At 72.6% G+C, this 19,336-nt stretch carries 11 protein-coding genes; 6 read left to right on the top strand and 5 right to left on the bottom strand.

Translation table 11 applies throughout. From position 1 onward, the window contains the following. Window positions 1-26 precede the first annotated feature (26 nt). The 4 genes from ABZZ79_RS29725 to ABZZ79_RS29710 all read left to right on the top strand — a co-directional run bounded on the left by ABZZ79_RS29725 (window position 27) and on the right by ABZZ79_RS29710 (window position 6,613). Window positions 27-1,652 (top strand): PfaD family polyunsaturated fatty acid/polyketide biosynthesis protein, encoded by a 1,626-nt coding sequence (locus tag ABZZ79_RS29725; protein ID WP_356693900.1) that lies wholly within the window; start codon window positions 27-29, stop codon window positions 1,650-1,652. Beyond that, the gene (locus tag ABZZ79_RS29720; RefSeq protein WP_356693898.1) at window positions 1,649-3,334 is read left to right on the top strand and encodes an acyl-CoA dehydrogenase family protein; all 1,686 of its coding nucleotides are present in this window, start codon (window positions 1,649-1,651) and stop codon (window positions 3,332-3,334) included. Before ABZZ79_RS29725 ends, ABZZ79_RS29720 begins: the two co-directional genes overlap by 4 nt. Window positions 3,335-3,343: 9 nt before the next feature. Next, window positions 3,344-5,137, top strand: coding sequence for an acyl-CoA dehydrogenase family protein (locus ABZZ79_RS29715; protein WP_356693896.1), 1,794 nt, complete (start codon window positions 3,344-3,346; stop codon window positions 5,135-5,137). A gap of 186 nt (window positions 5,138-5,323) precedes the next feature. Next, window positions 5,324-6,613 carry an FAD-dependent oxidoreductase gene (locus ABZZ79_RS29710; RefSeq protein ID WP_356693894.1) on the top strand — a complete coding sequence of 430 codons (1,290 nt, stop codon included), beginning with the start codon at window positions 5,324-5,326 and terminating at the stop codon, window positions 6,611-6,613. Window positions 6,614-6,741: 128 nt separating this feature from the next. Here ABZZ79_RS29710 and ABZZ79_RS29705 read toward each other — a convergent pair whose 3' ends face one another. From ABZZ79_RS29705 to ABZZ79_RS29695, 3 genes are all read right to left on the bottom strand, one after another. Further along, on the bottom strand, window positions 6,742-7,671 hold the full coding sequence (locus tag ABZZ79_RS29705; protein WP_356693892.1) for a BTAD domain-containing putative transcriptional regulator: 930 nt from the start codon (window positions 7,669-7,671) through the stop codon (window positions 6,742-6,744). A gap of 139 nt (window positions 7,672-7,810) precedes the next feature. Further along, window positions 7,811-8,476: a MerR family transcriptional regulator gene (locus ABZZ79_RS29700; RefSeq protein WP_356693890.1), complete on the bottom strand. Its 666-nt coding sequence runs from the start codon at window positions 8,474-8,476 to the stop codon at window positions 7,811-7,813. A gap of 327 nt (window positions 8,477-8,803) precedes the next feature. Continuing rightward, window positions 8,804-10,345: an MFS transporter gene (locus ABZZ79_RS29695; protein ID WP_356693888.1), complete on the bottom strand. Its 1,542-nt coding sequence runs from the start codon at window positions 10,343-10,345 to the stop codon at window positions 8,804-8,806. 261 nt (window positions 10,346-10,606) lie between these two features. Here ABZZ79_RS29695 and ABZZ79_RS29690 point away from each other — a divergent pair, with 261 nt between their 5' ends. Further along, the gene (locus ABZZ79_RS29690) at window positions 10,607-11,305 is read left to right on the top strand and encodes a TetR family transcriptional regulator (RefSeq protein WP_356693886.1); all 699 of its coding nucleotides are present in this window, start codon (window positions 10,607-10,609) and stop codon (window positions 11,303-11,305) included. A gap of 172 nt (window positions 11,306-11,477) precedes the next feature. Here the strand turns inward: ABZZ79_RS29690 and ABZZ79_RS29685 are convergent, their stop codons facing one another. Beyond that, window positions 11,478-16,613: an SDR family NAD(P)-dependent oxidoreductase gene (locus tag ABZZ79_RS29685; RefSeq protein WP_356693884.1), complete on the bottom strand. Its 5,136-nt coding sequence runs from the start codon at window positions 16,611-16,613 to the stop codon at window positions 11,478-11,480. 77 nt (window positions 16,614-16,690) lie between these two features. Then, on the bottom strand, window positions 16,691-18,001 hold the full coding sequence (locus ABZZ79_RS29680) for an AMP-binding protein (RefSeq protein WP_356693882.1): 1,311 nt from the start codon (window positions 17,999-18,001) through the stop codon (window positions 16,691-16,693). A 290-nt stretch (window positions 18,002-18,291) separates the two neighbouring features. On the opposite strand from ABZZ79_RS29680, the gene ABZZ79_RS29675 reads away from it, so the two are divergent. Then, window positions 18,292-19,329: a ketoacyl-ACP synthase III family protein gene (locus ABZZ79_RS29675; protein ID WP_356693880.1), complete on the top strand. Its 1,038-nt coding sequence runs from the start codon at window positions 18,292-18,294 to the stop codon at window positions 19,327-19,329. The last annotated feature ends 7 nt before the right edge of the window (window positions 19,330-19,336 follow it).

The raw sequence follows: 19,336 nt of genomic DNA, 5'->3' as shown, positions 1-19,336 counted from the left end.
GCTCAGCCAAGGAGCTTCGTTTTCCCATGGATATTCGCGACACCCCTCTCCGCTGGTACGGAGAGCGGTACCCGAGCACGGACCCGGCCGGGATCTACCACGCCCTGGCCGACCTGGACGAGCCGTGCTTCGTCACCGTCACGCCCGGCGGCATCGGCGCCGTCTCCGGCGGCTTCGCCGCGGCCGAGGGCGACGGCCTGCCGCTGCTGGCCGCCGCCGAGCCGCTGCCCGCGCACCGCCTCGGCTCCGCCGCCTTCCGGTCCGCCCACGGCGTCGAACAGGCCTACATGGCGGGCGCCATGGCCGGCGGCATCGCCTCCGCCGACATGGTGATCGCCCTCGCCCGGGAGGGCTTCCTCGCCTCCTTCGGCGCGGCCGGCCTGCTGCCCGAGCACATCGAGCGCGCCATCGCCCGCTTCGCCACCGAGATCCCCGGACTGCCGTACGCGGTCAACCTGATCCACTCGCCCAGCGAGGACCGGCTGGAGCGCGAGGCCGTCGAGCTGTTCCTGCGGCACGGGGTGCGCTGCGTGGAGGCCTCCGCCTTCATGGACCTCACCCCGCACGTGGTGCGCTACCGGGTCGCCGGGCTGCGGCCCGGCCCGGACGGCAAGCCCGTCGCCGAGAACCGGATCATCGCCAAGGTCTCCCGCTCGGAGGTCGCCGAGCGGTTCATGCGGCCCGCCCCGGCCGCCGTGGTCGGCGCCCTGCTGGAGCAGGGCCTGATCACCGCCGAGCAGGCCGCGCTCGCCCACCACGTGCCGCTCGCCGACGACATCACCGTGGAGGCCGACTCCGGCGGCCACACCGACCGCCGGCCGCTGCCCGCCCTGCTGCCGACCATCCTGCGGCTGCGCGACACCGTGCAGCGCGAGTTCCGCTACGCCGTCCCCGTCCGGGTCGGCGCGGGCGGCGGCCTGGGCACCCCGGTCGCCGTCGCCGCCGCCTTCTCGATGGGCGCCGCGTACGTGGTCACCGGCTCGGTCAACCAGTCCTGTGTGGAGTCCGGGGCGTCCGCCAAGTCCAAGGAGATGCTGGCCGTGGCCGGCATCGCCGACTGCGAGATGGCACCCGCCGCGGACATGTTCGAGATGGGCGTGGAACTCCAGGTCCTGAAGAAGGGCACGCTGTTCCCGATGCGTGCCAAGCGCCTGTACGAGCTCTACCAGGCGTACGACGGCCTGGAGGCCATCCCCGAGGCCGACCGCGCCAAGCTGGAGCAGCAGATCTTCCGGCGCTCGCTGGAGGACGTGTGGCAGGAGTGCGTCACCTACTTCACCCGCCGCGACCCCGAGCAGCTGCAGCGCGCCGCTGGCAGCCCCAAGCGGCGGATGGCGCTGGTGTTCCGCTGGTACCTCGGCATGTCCTCGCGCTGGGCCGTCACCGGTGACGAGAGCCGGATCATGGACTTCCAGGTCTGGTGCGGCCCGGCCATGGGCAGCTTCAACGACTGGGTGACCGGCAGCTACCTGAAGACCCCCGGCAACCGCCGGGTCGCCGAGGTCGCCCACCACCTGATGCGCGGCGCGGCCTTCCACACCCGGCTCGCCCAGCTGCGCACCGCGGGCGTGCACATCCCGGCCTCCGCCGCCGACTACCGGCCCGTCCCGCTGGAGACCCCGGCGCACGGATCCTCGGTGGGGCTGCGATGAGCGCCCTGACGCCCGAGGAACTGGAGGAGCGGCTCGGCGACCCGGCCGACGACGCCAACCCGCATGGCTTCGCCGCCGCCGTCGCCCGCGACGAGCAGGACGCCTTCCCCGAGGAGCTCTGCGCGGAACTGGTGCGCTGCGGGTTCCACCTGAACTACCTGCCCGCGGCCTGGGGCGGCACCTTCGAGTCCTTCGACCGCAGCCTCACCCTGGTGCGCGCGGCCTCTCGCCGGGACGTCAACATCATGCCCGGCACGATGTTCAGCATCATCGCGGCGACCTGTCTGCAACTGCACGGCAGCGAAGCGCAGCAGCGCAGGGCCGCCGAGATCCTGCGTGGCGGCGGCGCCGTCGCCTTCGCGCTCACCGAGGCCGCGCACGGCAGCGACCTGCTCACCAACGAGGTCCGCCTGAGCCCCGAGGGACTGCTGACGGGCGAGAAGTGGATGGTCGGCCTCGGGCTGCGCGCCGAGGCGGTCTACGTCGTCGCCCGCACCGGGGAGCGCGGCCCGGCCGCCTTCTCCGCGGTCCTGCTGGAGACCGCCCAGACGCCCGAGGGCACGCTGGAGCGGGTGCCCGCACCGCTGACCGGCGGCATGCGCGGCATCGACCTGGCCACCCTGCGCTTCCACGACACACCCGTCCCGCGGGACGCGCTGGTCGGGATGCACGGGGAGGGCCTGGAGGCGGCCGTCAAGGCCCAGCAGGCGGTCCGCCTGATGAGCATGGCCGGCAGCCTCGGCATCGCCGACACCGCCGTACGGCAGGGACTCGACTTCGCCGTCGAGCGCACGGTCGGCCGTACCGTGCTCGCTGAATCCCCGTACCCCCGGCGGGAGCTGGCGGTGGCCTCGGCGGCGCTGCTGGCGGCCGACGCGGTGGCGCTCGGCGCGGCGCGCGGTGTGCACGTGGTGCCCGAGTCGTTCAGCGTATGGGCGCTGGCCGCCAAGCACGTGGTCGCCGAGGCGTGCGACGAGCTGATCCGGCACTGCGGCACGGTCCTGGCCACCCGATCGGTGCTGCGCGAGGGCGAGCGCGGCGCGGGGCTGTTCCAGAAGCTCCAGCGCGACTCGGCCGTCGTCCGCGTCATCGACGCCAGCACACTGTCCAACCTGCGGTCGTACGCGGGTCAGTTGCCGACCCTGACCGGTGGCGACGGCGGCGAGCCGGACCCGGCCGTGCTGGACACCGTGTTCCGGCTGGACGCGCCGCTGCCGCCGTACGAGCCCGCCCGCCTCGACATGTTCGCCCGGGGCTTCGACCCGCTCCTGGCCGGTCTGCCGAAGGCCGCGGCGGAGCTGGCCGGCAGCGAGATCGCCGACCTCGCGGCCGAGCTGACCGAGGCCGTGACGGGCCTGGGCGACCTGGTGCGGGACGCCCAGCAGCGCGGCGCCGACCCCAACGCGCTCGTCGACGCCGCCGAACGGTACGCCTGGCTGCACGCGGCCGCGGCCTGTGTCCACCTGTGGCATGCGAACCGCGACATCTCCCTGTACGGCACCGGGCCCGGCTCCACCGGCTGGCTCGGCGCCGTCCTCGGCTACCTGCTCGCCCGCGCCGACGGCACCGACCCGCGCCGCTGCGGCGCCCGGCTGATCCCCGCTCTCGACGCGCTCCTCGCGCTGCGGGAGGTCAACCGCATGTTCACCGCCCCGCCCGTCCAACTGGCCACCAGCCGATAGGAGTTCCGGATGTCCAAGTCCGATGTGACCGAGCTCGCGACCCGGCTGGAGGAGTACCTCGGCGACCCGCACGACTCCGGCAGCCGGATGCCCTTCGCCCAGATCCTGGACCACGACGTCCGCGGCGAGTACCCCTACCAGTTCGTCAGCCTGCTGCGCCGCTGGGACCTGCACATGCACTGCCTGCCCGCCGAGTACGGCGGCCTGGCCGGCAACGTGGAGACCGGCATCACCCTGATGCGGCTCGTCGCCCGCCGCGACCCGTCCACCGCCGTCGGTCTCGCCCTCAACAGTCTCGGATTCATGCCCGCGTGGGTCCTCGGCACCCGGGAGCAGAACACCGCCCTGATCGCCGACATGAAGCGCGGCAGCTCGGTGTCCTGGGGCCTGTCCGAGCGTGTCCACGGCAGCGACCTGGTCGCCAACGAGGTCAACGCCGAGAAGGTCGAGGGGGGATACCTGCTGACCGGCGAGAAGTGGCCGATCGGCAACGCGACGGTCGCCGACAAGATGGTCGTCTTCGCCCGTACCGGCAAGCGTCCCGGCCCCGCCGCCTACTCACTCTTCGTCCTCGACAAGTGGAAGGCCGACGCCGACACCGTCGAGGACATGCCCTTCGAGGAGCTCTACGGCGTCCGCGCCCTGGACCTCAGCGGGGTCCGGATGAAGGGCGCCTTCGTCCCCGACTCCGCGATGATCGGACACGAGGGCCAGGGCCTGGAGATCGCCCTCAAGACCAGCCAGACCGCCCGTGTGGTGCTCATGCACCTGGCCCTGGCGGCCGTGGACACGAGCCTCCGGCTCGCAATGGACTTCGCCGAGCGCCGCGTCCTGCTGGGCGACGCCATCGCCGACGTCCCCTACACCCGGCGCCAGCTGACCGAGGCTTTCGCCGACCTGATGGTCGCCGACGCGGTGGTCCTCGGCGCCGCACGCGCCCTCCAGGCCGCGCCGGAGCAGATCAGCATCTGGTCGTCGGTGGTCAAGTACCTCGTCCCCACCATGCTCCAGAAGACGCTGTCGCAGCTGACCGTGGTGCTCGGGGCACGCACCTTCCTGCGCGACCACCCGCACTACGGCATGCACCAGAAGATGGTGCGCGACATCCTGATCACCGACATCGCCGACGGGAACACCGTCGTCAACCTGCGCAACCTCGGCCATCAGCTGGCCGGTCTGCTCGCCAACGCCAACGCGCCCGGGCCGGCCGCGGCGGAGGCCGCCGCCGAGCGCGCCGCGACCCTCTTCGGCATGGACCGGGAACTGCCCGTGTACGCGCCGGTGAAGCAGGAGCTGTTCAGCCGCGGACTCGACGACGCCGTCCTGGCCGCGCCGGACGGACTGCGCAGGCTGCGCGCCCTCGCGGAGGAGGCCAAGGGGACCGAACGCGACCGGCTGCTGCGCGCCGCGGACGTGGCGGAGGAGCTCCTCGACCGGGCCGGCCCCATGGCGGAGCGGGCCGCCGCCCTGAAGACCGCCCTCGGCAAGGACTACGCGCAGTCGCCGGAACTCTTCGAGCTGGCCAAGGAGTACTGTCTGCTGCACGCGGCGGCTGCCTGCGTCCTGACCTACGTCCACTCGCACGACGCCGTGGAGGACCCGCTGCCCAGCGGCGCTCTGCTGCTGCTCCAGCTGGAGCGGCTGCGCAAGCAGATCTTCCCCCACGAGTCGGTCACCGACCAGGCGGTCGTCGACGAGGTGATGCAGGTACTGCGCCACTTCCACCAGGAGAACCGGCTGTTCTCGTACTGGCAGATCCCTCTCGCCGAGCGCACCGTCGACCCCGCCGATGTCGTCAGGTGACCACCGCCGACCCGCTGACAGCCCAGCCCTGACGCCCGAGGGCGGCAGGCGGCCCCCCGGGGTACCCGCCGGGGCGCCCCGGGCGGCCGGCGGCCCAGGGGGCAGGCGCCGTGGCGGCTTGCCGCCCCACCGACTTCATCCACGTACGACGACCACAGTTAGACACCGACCCTGAAGGGCCTGACCATGACTGACCCCACCATCCCTCGTATCGCCGTCGTCGGTGCCGGTGTCTCTGGCGTCTCCGCGGCCTACCACCTGCGCAACCACGCGTCGATCACCCTCTTCGACCGTGAGGAGCGCATCGGCGGTCACGCCAACACCGTCGAGGTCGAGGAGAACGGCAAGCTCCTCGGCATCGACACCGCGTTCGTCGTGTTCAACCGGCCCGCGTACACCAACCTGTGCGAGTTCTTCGACGAGCTGGGCGTCGAGCAGGTCGAGCACAAGGGCGCGTTCAACTTCTTCGACCTGGACTCCGGCCTGGAGTACGGCACCAACGAGCTGGGCCTGGAAGAGGAGGAGGTGGCCGCCCGCTACCCCGAGGAGTTCCAGACCATCTGGCGCGAGGCCCGCCGCTTCCACACCGAGGGCCGCCGCGACTTCGTGCGCAAGAAGGCGGACATCCCGCTGGGCGAGTACCTCGACAAGAACGGCTACAGCGAGGCGTTCCGCACCTCCTACGTCATCCTGCTGTGCTCCGCGGTCTGGTCGATCCCGGCCGAGCTGATCTGGCAGATGCCGGCCAGCACCGCCATCGCCTTCTTCATGGGCCACGACGAGGGCGGCCTCGGCGGCCAGCACGTCGACTGGCGCACCGTCGGCGGCGGTTCGATCACCTACGTCCGCAAGGCCCTGGCCGCCATCGACGGCGAGATCCGCACCGGCGAGCCCGTCACCCGCATCCACCAGGACGACGACTCGGTGACGATCACCACCGCCAAGGGCAGCGAGCAGTTCGACTACGTCGTCATCGGCGCCCACGCCGACGAGGCCCTCGCCATGCTGGAGAACCCCACCGAGCACCAGCGCGAGGTGCTCTCCAAGGTCCGCTACAACGCCTCGCGGGTCGTCCTGCACACCGACCCCTCGGTGATGCCGGCCGACCGGGAGCGCTGGGAGGCGTGGAACTACGGCAAGGTCGCCGTCGACGGCGAGGACCGCACCTACGTCGCCTACTACATGAACAAGCTCCACGGGTTCACGGCGGAGAAGGACTACTTCGTCACCCTCGACTACCCCCTCGAGGTGGCCGCGGACACCGCCATCGCCGAATTCCCCTACACCCACCCGATCATCGACAACCCGGTTCGTGAGATGCAGAAGGACATCTACGACGTGAACAACGGAACCCGGGTCAAGCTGGCCGGCGCGTACTTCCACGCGAAGCGTCACGGTGTCGACCAGATCGGTTCCCACGAGGCCGGATACTCGTCCGGAATGGACGTCGCCCAGCGCATCATCTCGGAACTCTGATCACCTCCGAAATCTGAGTATTTCCGGACTCCGAGCATTTCCCGGGAGGGGATCTCCCGGGAAAGCTCTCCCGGAAAAAGCATCGCGCCCCCGCTCCGGCGGGGGCGCGACGCGCGTTTCGTGACACCTCACAACGCGGTGAGGGCCTTTCCGTTGAACAGCTCCTGGAGATAGCCGGCCACCGAGAACACGGGCGGCGGCTCGACCGGATCAGCGGCCCGCGCGTGCGCGGCGCCGTCCCGGGGCAGCGCCGTCGGCGCCGCCAGGACGGCGGAGCGGGCACCGATCTGCTCCAGACGGGCGGTGAGCAGCGGCGTACGGTCGGCGCCGCCGGGCAGATGGCGGCGGGCCCGCCGGTAGGCGGCGATGGCCTCGGCCTCCCGGCCGCAGCGGCACAGGGCGAGCATCAGCTGGTCGTGGAACGGCTCGTGCAGCGGATGCGCCGCGGTGACCTCCTCCAGCTCGGACACGATCTCGCGGTGCCGGCCCGCGCGCAGGGCGCAGTCGAAGAGCAGCTCCAGGGCTTCCTCCCGCTCCTCCTCCAGCCGGGCCGCCAGATGCGCCCCCAGCGGGCCGTGGACGGCCCCTTCCAGCGCCGCGCCGCGCCACAGCCCGAGGGCGTCCCGCAGCAGCCCGTAGGCACCCTCGGGATCCTGCACGGCCGTGGTGCGGGCCCGCTCCAGACCGTGCCGGAACATTCCGAAGTCGGTTTCGCCCGGCCGGACATGGAGGAGATATCCGGAGTCCCGGGCGACCAGACGCGGCGCCTGGGCGCGCTCCGGCTCCGCCGTGCCCAGCGCCCGGCGCAGCAGGGAGGCGTGGGCGTTGAGGGAGTTCGCCGACTTGACGGGGGACCTGACTCCCCAGAGTTCTCGGACGAGTTCCTGTCTTGGTATCGGCTCGTTGGGCCGCGTGAGCAGTGCGCCGAGAAGCCGTCGCTGTTTGGGGGCGCTCAGCGGGGTGCTGACCCGGCGGATACCGTCGTACAGCTCGGGTGAGCCCAGAATCCGGAACTGCATCGTCATTGCCTTCCCGGTGACGAGGGAGCGGTGGCGCATTGCGCCGACCATTTCGTCTTGAGAAGACCATGCGGGAGGCCGGTACCGCATGAGTGCGATTACTTAATCCTGTGCCGCGCGCCGAGTGGTGGGAATTCCCGAACCGCCCCGGGAGTGAGGCCGGTTGAGTACCCCTCACTCAGGCCGGGTCCGACTCCGGCCGGGCCGCCTCCGGGACGCCGTAGCGCTGGTGCGACTCGGCCTCCTGGGCGAGCCGGCGCAGGGCGAGCAGGGCGGGTTCGAGGAGGAAGGTCAGCAGCACGGCCTGCTCGGCCTTCTCCAGCGGATCGCGCGGGGACCGCAGTTGGTCGAGGTCGAGCGCGGCGATGCCGTGGACGAGGCGCGCGTAGGGGAGCAGGAACCGCCAGTCGTAGTCCATGCCCAGGGAGCGCAGGGTCAGCAGGGTGTGGTCGAGGACCTGGCGCGCGGGGTTGTGCAGGGAGACCGACCAGCCGAGTTCGGCGAGCAGTGCGTCGGTCTCCGAGTCCCCGGGCGCGTTCTCGCAGAGCGTGTCGCCGCCCGGGTCGGCGCCCAGTGGCCACATGCCCGACACGAGGCCGAGCAGGGTGTGGACGTCCGTCTGTTCCGCGGCGACGGCGTTCACTACGTTCCTGGCGGCGCTGACCGACAGTCCGCGCACGCCGATCAGAGCGCGGACCAGCTTCAGTCTTCGCACATGCTGTTCGTCGTACTGGGCCTGGGTCGCGGCCGTGGGCCGGCCCGGGGGCAACAGGCCCTCGCGGAGGTAGTACTTGATGGTCGCGACGGGGACGCCACTGAGCCGGCTCAGTTCCTTGATGCGCACGGGTTTTCGCTCTTCCCTGGCTATTGGGTAGTGCCACTGTCTAAACTGGAGAGTGTGACTCGCCAACTGGGGAGGCGATGCTACCGCGCTCGCGTCCGCCCGCGGTAGCGCGGTCGTCCCACCCCTTGAGCGCACCCTGAGCACCCGGCCCGGAGAAGCCCCCGCCTCCGGGCCGGGTTCATTTTTTCCCATGCAACTCCATGTGCCTGACCTGCGGTTCACCGCGACGCGCCGCAGGGGCTGCCCGGATGTGCCGGGCAGCCCCTGCGGTGGTGGCGCGATGCCGGACCGTCTTCTCGGCCCGGTCCGGGCGCTGGTGACGCTACATCAGACGGACTTCAGAGCGCGGTCCTCGCCGACCTCGGACGCGTCCGTGGCCTGCGTCGGGACCGCTCCGGCCGACGGCCGCACGACGAGCAGGACGAGCACACCGGCCAGCAGCGCGGCCACCCCGCTCGCCAGGAACGCCTGGTCCAGACCGGCGGCGTAGGCGTCCTCCACGACATTGCCCGCCGCGTCGCGCGCGTCGGCGGCCACCTGCGCGAGCGCGCCCGAGGACTGGCCCGCGGTGACGAGCTCGGCGGCCCCGTCGGCGTCGCGGAACAGGTCGCTGTCCTCCAGCCGCGTGGTGACCGTGGCGGAGACGATGGCTGCCACGGCCGGGATGCCCAGCGCGAAGCCCAGCTGGCGGAAGGTGTTGGCGGCGCCGCCCGCCATGCCCGCCCGGTCGGCCGGTGCCGAGGCGAGCGCGGCCGAGGCGAGGATCGGCGAGGCGATGCCGACGCCGATGCCGGTGACGATGAAGCCGGGCAGCAGCGCGGTCCAGCCGGAGGAGCCGGTGACCATCATCTCCAGCAGCGAGCCCGCGCCGATCAGCAGCAGACCGCCGCCGATCGGGATGTGCGGCGGCATGTTCGACAGGAACCGGCCCGCGAGGCCCGCCGCGACGAACGACATGCCGCTCAGCGGCGTCAGGATCAGACCCGCCTTCACCGGGCTGAGGTCCAGCACGGACTGCGCCCACACCGAGACGAACACCAGGTTGGCGAAGGCGGCCGCGCTGAACACGGCGGCGCCGAACATCAGGCCGCCGAAGGACGGTGAGCGCATCAGGCCCAGGTCCAGCATCGGGTCCCGCTTGCCGCGCTCCACGAGCACGAACAGCAGCAGCGCGGCCACGGTGCCGCCGAACAGCAGCAGGGTGCCGGTCGCCGTCCAGCCGTCCTCGCCGGCCCGGATCAGGCCGTAGATCAGCAGGGTCGAGGCGAGGGTGAATGTGAGGGTGCCGGGCAGGTCGAGGCGGCTCTGCGGGCGGGTGGCCGCGCCGGCGAGGTGCTTGGCGCCGAGGAACAGGGCGACCGCGGCGACGGGGAGGTTGACCAGGAAGATCCAGCGCCAGTTGAGGTGTTCGGTGAGCAGACCGCCGATGATCGGGCCGGCCGCCGCGGCGGCGCCGTTCACCGCGCCCCACAGGCCGAACGCGATGCCCCGGTCGCGGCCCTCGTAGTTGCCCGCCAGAAGCGCGGTGTTGGTGGCGAACATGGCCGAGGCGCCGAGGCCCTGCACGGCCCGCGCCGCGATCAGCATCTCGCTGCTGTTGGCGAGGCCGCAGGCCAGCGAGGCGACGGCGAACACGGCGAGACCGGCCAGATAGACCCGGCGCGAGCCCTTGATGTCCGACAGCGAGCCGAGCGCCATCAGCAGGGCGGCCAGGACGAGCACGTAGACGTCCACCACCCACTGCAGGGAGGTGAAGGACGTGTCCAGCGAGTCGGTCATCGACGGCAGCGCGACGCTGACGATGGTGACGTCTACCAGAAGCATGAAGGTGCCGAGGCACACGGCCAGCAGCGGCATCCATTTGCGCATGGAGGGCCTCTCGGGGCGGAGGTCGGAGCGCGGCGGGGCAGCGAGCAGGGGCCGGCGCTCCACACGGCAGGGAAAAGTGCTGAGAGTGAGCGGCAGCGTGGTGCGGAGAGCCGGTCCCATCCCAGTTAGACAGTGACTAATAGCCTACAACACCGTCTTAGACACTGACCAATAGGCTAGGGTTGGATCTCCCCCCAAACTCCTTCAGAGCCGCCACACACCCGTCCTCGTACGGGTGGTCCACAGCGTGAGGTAGTCGCCATGTCGCAGACGACGTCCCGCCGAAGGTCCCGCGCCTCGGCAGGGTTGCCGCCGATCACAGCGGACAAGATCATCGAAGCCGCGACGGAACTGACCGCCGTGCACGGCCTCGACGGCTGGTCGATCCGCCAGATCTCCACCAAGCTCGACGTCTGGCCAGGCGTCGTCGCCCACCACGTCGGCGATCGGGAAGCCGTCGTCATGGGCGTCGTCGACCGGGTCATCTCCAGAATCCCGGTGCCCGACCGGCAGCTCCCCTGGCGCGAGTGGTTCAGCGCGCTGATGATCGAGGGGCGCGGCGTGCTGCGCGGCTACCCGGGCGTCGCCCGCCGCATGGTCGTCGTCGGACCCAACGTCCCGGCCGCCCTGCAGACCATCGACACCGGGATCAACGTGCTGCTGGCCGCGGGCTTCGGCGAGCAGTCCACCCTCATCTACCGCTACCTGCTGAACAGCGCCTTCATGCTCGTGGCCGTCGAGGACGACCGGGCCAACTTCCCCACGGCCCGGGTCGACATGCACCGCGCGATGGCCGCCTTCGCCGACGACCAGGCCCGTCCCGGCCTCGCTGCGGCCGGCGCCGAAGCACTCAGCCAGGTCCGCGACCCGGCCGAACTCGCCCAGGAGGAACTGCGGTTCTTCCGCTTCACGGTGGAGCGCTCGCTGGACGGCGCCGAGGCGATGCTCACGGGCCACTGAACACGGCGGAGGGGCCGGACCCTGGTGGGTCCGGCCCCTTTGTCGAGCCTCTCGGCTCAGACCGCCGATGTCGCCGGGACCGCTCGCGGCCCCGGCCTCGGCCGCCGTCCTCGCCCGGACCGGCCGCACCCGGTCGTCGTCGGCGAGGACGGCGGCAGCTCTGTGGCGCCGGTCAGTGCGCCATGTTCTGCTCCTGCTCGCCCGCGTGGGCCGCGGTGAGCAGGTCCACCAGATGGCCGGCGATGGCGCTGACGGTGGGGTGGTTCCACAGCAGCGTGGCCGGGAGGGCGACCCCCAGGTCACGCTCCAGCGCCACCCGGATGGCCGCGGCGAGCAGCGAGTCGACCCCCGCCTCCGTCAGCGGCCGGTGCACCGAGACCGCGTCCGGCTGCGCGCCGAGGACGTTCGCCACCCGGCGCCGCACCTCGTCGAGCAGATACGCCGCCAGCTCCTCGCCCGCCAGCTCCATCCAGTCCGGCACCTCGGCCGGCTGCCCCGAGTCGTCCCGGGCCAGCTCCGAGAGCAGCGCGGGCCGCGGACCGGTGTGCCCGCGCAGCAGGCCCAGCACCGCCACCACCGCACCGGAGGGAGCCGCGGCCGTCTGGTCGAAGGCCCGCAGCGCCTGGTCCGGGACGATGTCGCAGGTGCCGCGCGCGGCGAGCTCCACGTCCGTGGCCTCGGCCGCCGTGGCCATGCCCATGCCGCGCCAGCTCGTCCACGCCAGGGCCACCGACTCGGTCGCCCCCTCGGCCCTGCGGTGCGCGGCCAGCGCGTCCAGGTAGGCGTTGGCGGCGGCGTACGCGCCCTGACCGGGCAGACCCAGCAGCGGGCCGGCCGACGAGAACAGCACGAAGAAGTCCGTCGAGCCGGGCGGGAACAGCTCGTGCAGGACCAGCGCGCCGTCCACCTTGGGCCGCATGACCGCGCGGATCGCGTCCTCCTCCAGCTGGTGCAGCAGCGCGCTGTGCACCGTACCGGCGGCGTGCACCACACCCCGTACCGGCGGCAGGTCGAGCGCGTCCAGAGCGGCCTTCGTCGCGGCCGCGTCCGTGATGTCGGCGGCGACCGTCCGCACGGTCACACCCGCCGCCTCCAGCCGCCGCAGGGCGTCGACCCGCGGGTCGCCGTCCGCCCACTGCGCGCGCGGCGGGACCGGCGTACGGCCCAGCAGGACGATCCGGCGCGCGCCCCGTGCGGCGAGGTGGCCGGCCAGCTCCAGACCGAGCACACCGAGACCACCGGTGATGAGGTACGTGCCGTCCGGGCGGCAGGCGAACTGCGTGCCGTCCGCGGCCGGTTCGGCGGGCAGCAGACGCACGGTGTGCACCTCGTCGCCCACCACGGAGAGCACCGGCTCGGCGGGCCGCAGATGCAGCAGCGCGAACAGCGGTTCCACCGGAAGCTGCGACCAGGACTCGGCGGGCAGGTCGACCACGCCGCCCCAGAAGTCGGGGTGCTCGCTGGCCGCGACCCGGCCCAGACCCCACAGCGGTGACCCGGCGAGCGAGGACGCGTCCGCGCCCTCCCGCACCCCGCGCGTCAGGCACCACACCACCGGCTTACGGCCGGGCAGCGCGGCCACCTCCGCCATCAGACGCACGAACTCCGCCGCCACCACGGCCGGTTCGGCACTGTCGGGGGCGTAGAGGACCTGGTCGGCCTCCTCCAGCCGATGGCGCGAGACGCTCACCGTCACCCCGCGCGCGGCGGCCTCCGGCACCAGCGCGCACGCCAGCTCCGTCGGGCCCAGCACCAAAAGCGTGCCGCCGGGCCGGTTCGAGTGGGCCGTGGTGTCCAACGGGAAGGGCTGCCAGACCAGTTCGAAGCGCTCGGCGCCGGTGCGCTGCTCGTCGGACAGGTCGCCGTCGAGCTCGCCGTAGCGCAGCCCGCGCAGCGTCACGACCGACTCCTCACCGTCCACCTCGCCGCGCACGTCCACATGCACGGTGAGCGGCTGGTCGGGGTCGAGCCGGACGTCGATGACGGCGTCGCGCGGCGCCGGGCCGCTGCGGGTGACCTGGTCGATGTAGGCGGGCATCCGCAGCACGGCCGGGCCGGAGAAGATCACCGAGGCCATGGACAGCGCCGCGTCGAGCACCGCCGCCCAGGTGGCGTCCCGGTCGGCGCGCACGGACGCCGTCAGCGTGCCGTCGCCGCTGTACAGCTCCTCGATCGTCCACGGGTAGCCCATGTCGGCCACGCCGAGCTGGGCGAGCCGGTCCACCACGTGGTCGGGGTCGAGCGCGTCGGAGGCGCCGGTCGGGCCGAGCGGCTCGGTGGGCGCCGACCGCTCCCCGAGGGTGGCCGTCGTGTGGGTGAGCCAGGCGTTGTCGGGTGAGCCCAGCGCGCGCGAGACGAGCCGCAGTCCGCTCTCGTCGAACACGATCTGCACCTGCCGGGTGTCCTCCTGCGGCACCACCACCGGCTGGCGCAGATGGACGTCCGTCAGGGTGTCGGTGCGGCCCGCGGTGAAGAAGGTGTTCAGCAGCACGGTCGCCGGCACGATCTCCGTGCCCAGCACCGGGTGCCGCCGCGGGTACGGGCGGGTGCGCAGGTCGAGCGTGGTCTGCCAGACCCGCACGTGCGAGCCGTGCACCGCCGCCTCGGTACCGAGCAGGGTGTCCTGCGGCGAGGGGCTGTCGAACCGGCCGTCCACCCAGTGCCGCTCGTGCCGCCACGCCGTGGTGGGCAGGTCGGCGAGCGTGCCGCCGGGCTGGAGCACGGCCCAGTCCACGGGTGCGCCGTGGCAGTGCAGCCGGGCCAGCGAGGTCAGCAGCGTCAGCCGCTCCGGCTTGCCCCGCCGCAGGGACGGCACGACCAGCGCGTCGCCCGCGCCGCCGAGGGTCTCGGTGATCGAGTGGCTGACCACCGGGTGCGCGGAGACCTCCAGGAACAGGCGGTGCCCGTCCTCGATCGCCGCCTGCACCGCCTGGTGGAAGCGGACCGCGTTGCGCAGGTTCCCGGCCCAGTAGCGCGCGTCCTGCCGCAGCCCGGCCCGCGGGTCCTCCACGGCCGTCAGATACAGCGGCACAGTCGGGGTGCGCGGCTCCAGCTCGGCGACCGCGGCGGCCAGTTCACCGCTGATCAGGTCCATCTGCGGGCTGTGGAAGGCGACGTCGGAGTCGATGCGGCGGATCGTCCAGCCCAGCTCGGCCCACTCCTCGGCGGCCTCGTCGACCGCCGGGATGTCACCGGCGACCACGGTCGAGGCGGGAGCGGCGGCGATCGCCGCGCACAGCGCATCCGTCACCCCGATGTGCTCCCGGACCTCGTCGAAGGGCCGGTCCACCATGATCATGGCGCCCTGTCCTGCCACCTTGCGCAGCAGGGCCGAGCGGCGGCACACCAGCCGCGCCCCGTCCTCCTCGGTGAGCGACCCGGCGGTGACCGCCGCGGCGATCTCACCGACGGAGTGCCCGATGATCGCGGCCGGCTCGACACCGTGGCGGCGCCACACCGCGGCCAGCCCGATCTGCACGGCGAACAGCATCGACTGGATGATGTCCACCGAGCCGAGGTCGCCGCTGGTGAGCACCTCGCGGGGCGTGACGCCCAGCTCCTGGGCGAAGACCGGCCCCAGCCGGTCGATCGCGGCGGCGAACACCGGCTCCTGCTCCAGCAGTTCACGGCCCATGCCGGACCACTGGGCCCCGTGCCCGGAGAACACCCACACCGGCCGGTCCGACCGCCCCGAGAACTCTCCGGTGACGACCCGCTCGTTCGCCTCACCGGCGGCCAACGCGGCGACCGCGGCGGCCAGTTCCGTCTCGTCCGAGGCCAGGACCACCGCACGCGCGCCCAGGTGGGCCCGGCGGTGGGCCAGGGTGTGGCCGAGGTCGGCCGGGGAGTGCGTGCCGAGCGTCTCCTGGATGCGGGCGGCCTGGGCGGCGAGGCCCGGGGCGGTCGCCGAGGACACCGGGTAGAGCAGGGGACCGCCGGCCTCGGCCGACGCGGCGGGGGACTGCGCGGCCCCGTCCGCCGGGGCCCCGGCGTCGGGCGCCTGCTCCAGCACCACGTGCGCGATCGTGCCGCCGTACCCGTAGCTGGCCACACCCGCGAGCCGCGGGCGCCCGGTCTCGGGCCACGGCGTCGTCTCGGTCACGACACTCAGCCCCGAGGTCTCCCACGGGATGTCCCGGCGCGGCCCCTCCACCGTCACGGTGGGCGGTATCAGGCCGTGGTACATCGCGAGCGCGGTCTTCACCAGACCCGCGACACCCGCCGCCGCCTCGCAGTGACCGATGTTGGTCTTCACCGAGCCGATCAGGCAGGGCTGTCCGGTCCCGCGTCCGGCGCCCACGACCTCGGCCAGCGCAGATGCCTCGATCGGGTCGCCGACCCGGGTTCCGGTGCCGTGCGCCTCGACGTAGTCCACCTCGGCCGGGTCCACGCCCGCCGCGGCGTACGCCTTGCGCAGCAGATGCGCCTGAGCGGAGGAACTCGGCGCCATGATGCCGTCGGTGCGGCCGTCCTGGTGCACCGCGCTGCCGCGGATCACCGTGATGACGCGGTCGCCGTCGCGTTGGGCGTCGGACAGCGTCTTGAGGACGACGACCGCGCAGCCCTCACCCCGGCCGTAGCCGTTGGCCGCCGAGTCGAAGGCCTTGGAGCGGCCGTCGGGCGAGATGGCGCCCGCGTGGTCCAGGACCGTCGTCAGACCCGGGCCCGCCATCAGCATCACACCGCCCGCGAGCGCCACCGGGGTCTCCCCGGCACGCAGCGCCGCGCACGCCTGGTGGATGGCCACCAGCGAGGACGAGCAGGCGGTGTCGACGGCGACGGACGGGCCGCGCAGGTCGAAGGTGTAGGAGATGCGGTTGGGCACCCCGCACAGCGAGGAGCCGATGCCGGTCCAGGCCTCGACGCCGGGCAGGTCCTCCAGCAGGCGCCGGCCGTAGTCGTCGGTGCCCACGCCGATGAACACACCGGCGTCGCTGCCGGCCAGGGTGGGGGCGGGGATGCCCGCGTGCTCCAGGGCCTCCCAGGCCACCTCCAGCGCGAGCCGCTGCTGCGGGTCCAGCTGGCGGGCCTCGGTCGCGGAGATGCCGAAGAAGGAGGCGTCGAACCCGGCGATGTCGTCGAGGAACGAGCCGTGGTCGGTGACCCGGGAGAGCACCGCGGCGTTCTCGCGGGACTGAGCGCGCTGCGGCGCCCAGCGTTCCTCGGGGATCGGGCCCGACACGTTCACCGCGTCGAGCAGGAGCCGCCACAGGGCGTCGGGGGAGTCGGCACCGGGCAGGCGGCAGCCGATGCCGACCACCGCGATCGGCTCAGCGGGACTCGACGGCTGAGGGTTGAGGTCGTTCATGGCGTCACCGCTCACGGGTCGGCGTCGGCCGCTGTCGGCGACGCGGGGAAGGCAGGGGGCGGGGGAGAGGAGGGCGCTCAGGCATACATGACCGCCTTGTCCCAGTCCTCGCCCTCGGCGAAGAGATAGCGGGCCTTGAGAATGTCGCGCTGGGCGGTGAGGGCGGAGGCGGGCACCAGCGTGCCCAGCGGCAGCGCGGTGATGCGGTGCGGGACACCCAGCTCGCGGTCGATGGCCGCGCCCAGCTCCTTGGCCGCACGCTCACGCACCGCGTCGGGCGCCTCGAACTCCAGGACCACGGCGTCCCGTTCGGCCCTCGCCCGCCAGAACAGCACCTCGTACTCGACCGGCAGGGAGAAGACCAGCTCCTCCAGGTGCTGCTGGGTCACCGAGGCGGAGCCCACCGGGTGGGCGGTGCCCGCGCGGCCCAGCACCCGCACGGTGGGCAGCAGCCAGCCGCAGCGGCACGCCGTGTCGGACACCTCGACCTCGTCGGCGAGGTTGTAGCGCAGCAGCGGCATCGCGTCGCGGTACAGCGGCGTGACCACGATCTGGCCGCGCCCGGTCGGGGACAGTGTGCCGGTGGCCGGGTCGTACACCTCGAAGACCGCCCGGTCCGCCCACAGGTGCAGCACTCCCTCGGGGCACTGCCCGGCGATCGTACCGGTCTCCGTGGAGCCGTACTCCTCGACGAGCGGGATGCCGCCCCAGACCTCGCTCAGCCGCCGCCTGCGCACCTCGGTGAGCGGCTCGGCGGCGGTGTAGAAGCCGCGCAGGGCCGGGAAGTCGCGCTCCGGGCGCAGCCCGGCGGCCTTCGCGGCGGCCGCGAGCATGGCGATCTCGGTCGGGTTGCACCAGACCAGCGTCACGTCCAGGGAGCTGAGCACCCGGACCATGCGCGACAGCGGGGTGGCCAGCGAGCGGGCGTCGCCCGGGACCACGGTGGCCCCGCGCAGCCGGCCGGCCGCCTGGGCCAGATGCCCGGTGATGACCAGCCCGTAGGGCGTGCGCACCAGGAAGGTGTCGGACGGGCCGATGCCCACCCACTTGCGGGCGAACCGCTCGGCGAGGTCGGTCCAGTCGCCGTCGGTGTAGTAGGAGGCGGTCGGCTCGCCGGCCGTGCCGCTGGACTCGTGGTAGGTGGCAAGCTCCTCGCGGGGCACGGCCAGCATCCCGAACGGGTACTGGTCGCGCAGGTCCTGCTTGGTCGTGAGCGGGACCTCGGCGAAGTCGTCGGCGGAGCGGGGTACTTCACGGCCCTCGTAGCGGGCTGAGTAGAACGGCGAGCGCAGTGCCTGGGCGAGCACCCGCGGCAGCTGGGCCCTCTGCAGTTGCGCGAGTTCGGCGGGACTCGACCAGTCGCCCTGCTCCGGACGCGACCTGGACATGACTGCTCCCCTCGTGGATGCCTGGCCGCCGGCGGGGACACGGCTCGGCGGGATCGCGGCCAGCACAACATCCGGGGCGCGCACGGATCGCGAGTAGTGGCTACTTATTCGGGCCGCCACGGGCACCCTGCGCAGGCCGTGGGCGGGTTCCACCCACGTGCCGCGGCCGTGCGGCGGGTGACCGGATGAGTACTGGCCACTCATGAGCGACGACCACGCGTGATGTTGTGCTGGCGACCAGGCATCCCCTGCCGCTTGCACACGGATCGAGCCAAGAAGGAGTCGGCGCGATGAGGACTGCGCACCTGTACCTCGCCGGGATCGGCAGCCACCTGCCGCCCCTGTTCCCGGCCGAACAGGCGGTCGCGGAAGGCCTGTACGACGACGTGGCACGGGAGGTGTCGGGCATGGTCTCGGCCGCCGTGAGCGAGGCCACCCCCGCGCCGCAGATGGCGATCGAGGCCGCCCAGGTGGCCCTGGCCGGCTCCGGGCACGACCCGGACGACATCGGCGTCCTGCTGCACAGCTACACCCACCACCAGGGCCCCGACGGCTGGTCCGCGGTGCACTACATCCTGAACAACACCGTGAACCGGCCCATCCCGGCCGTCGAGGTCAAGCAGGGCTGCCTCGGCATGATCGCCTCCCTGGAGATGGCCGCCAGCCGGCTGATCGCGAACCCCACGCACGACGCCGCGCTGATCACGACCGGCGACAACTACTCCACCCCGGGCGTCGAACGCTGGCGCGCCTCGGGCCTGTTCGTGCTCGCCGACGCGGGCTCCTCGGTCGTGCTCTCGCGCCGCTCCGGCTTCGCCGAGCTGCTGGCCGTCGGCTCGCTGTCCGACTCCTCCATGGAGATCCTGCACCGGGCCGGCGAGGAGCTGTTCCCGCCCGGCGTCACCCGCGGCCGCGGCCTGAACTTCGCCGAGCGTGCCGAGAAGGTCCGTGAGCAGTGGGCCGAGGGCCAGGCCCCGCCCATCAAGAACTTCGGTGACCGGGTCGCCGAGATCACCGAACGCACCCTGAAGGAAGCCGAGGTGACGTTCGACCAGATCACCAAGGTGTGCCACGTCGGCATGGGACGGCCCGCCCTGGAGGCGATGTTCCTGCTGCCGCTGGACGTGCCCGAGGAGAAGACGGTCTGGGAGTACATCAGCACCATCGGCCACACCGGCGCCGCCGACCTCTTCCTCGGTCTGGAGCACGTCTGGCGCACCGGGCAGGTCGTCCCCGGCGACCACGTCCTGCTGATCGGCGCCAGCACCGGCATGGAGGCCGGCGCGGCCGTCGTGCGCATCACCGAGCCCGCCCCGGAAGCCGAGTAGGAGCCCG

It is taken from the genome of Streptomyces sp. NPDC006458 (assembly GCF_040612135.1).
Taxonomy (GTDB): Bacteria; Actinomycetota; Actinomycetes; order Streptomycetales; family Streptomycetaceae; genus Streptomyces.
The sequence above is the reverse complement of the archived record's forward strand: the minus strand, read 5'-3'. Positions and strand labels throughout refer to the sequence as shown.

Coding starts and splice junctions, on each gene's coding strand:
- ABZZ79_RS29720 (WP_356693898.1), top strand. CDS start 1,649: ATGAGCGCCCTGACGCCCGAGGAACTGGAGGAGCGGCTCGGCGACCCG.
- ABZZ79_RS29675 (WP_356693880.1), top strand. CDS start 18,292: ATGAGGACTGCGCACCTGTACCTCGCCGGGATCGGCAGCCACCTGCCG.
- ABZZ79_RS29715 (WP_356693896.1), top strand. CDS start 3,344: ATGTCCAAGTCCGATGTGACCGAGCTCGCGACCCGGCTGGAGGAGTAC.
- ABZZ79_RS29725 (WP_356693900.1), top strand. CDS start 27: ATGGATATTCGCGACACCCCTCTCCGCTGGTACGGAGAGCGGTACCCG.
- ABZZ79_RS29690 (WP_356693886.1), top strand. CDS start 10,607: ATGTCGCAGACGACGTCCCGCCGAAGGTCCCGCGCCTCGGCAGGGTTG.
- ABZZ79_RS29695 (WP_356693888.1), bottom strand. CDS start 10,345: ATGCGCAAATGGATGCCGCTGCTGGCCGTGTGCCTCGGCACCTTCATG.
- ABZZ79_RS29685 (WP_356693884.1), bottom strand. CDS start 16,613: ATGAACGACCTCAACCCTCAGCCGTCGAGTCCCGCTGAGCCGATCGCG.
- ABZZ79_RS29710 (WP_356693894.1), top strand. CDS start 5,324: ATGACTGACCCCACCATCCCTCGTATCGCCGTCGTCGGTGCCGGTGTC.
- ABZZ79_RS29680 (WP_356693882.1), bottom strand. CDS start 18,001: ATGTCCAGGTCGCGTCCGGAGCAGGGCGACTGGTCGAGTCCCGCCGAA.
- ABZZ79_RS29705 (WP_356693892.1), bottom strand. CDS start 7,671: ATGCGCCACCGCTCCCTCGTCACCGGGAAGGCAATGACGATGCAGTTC.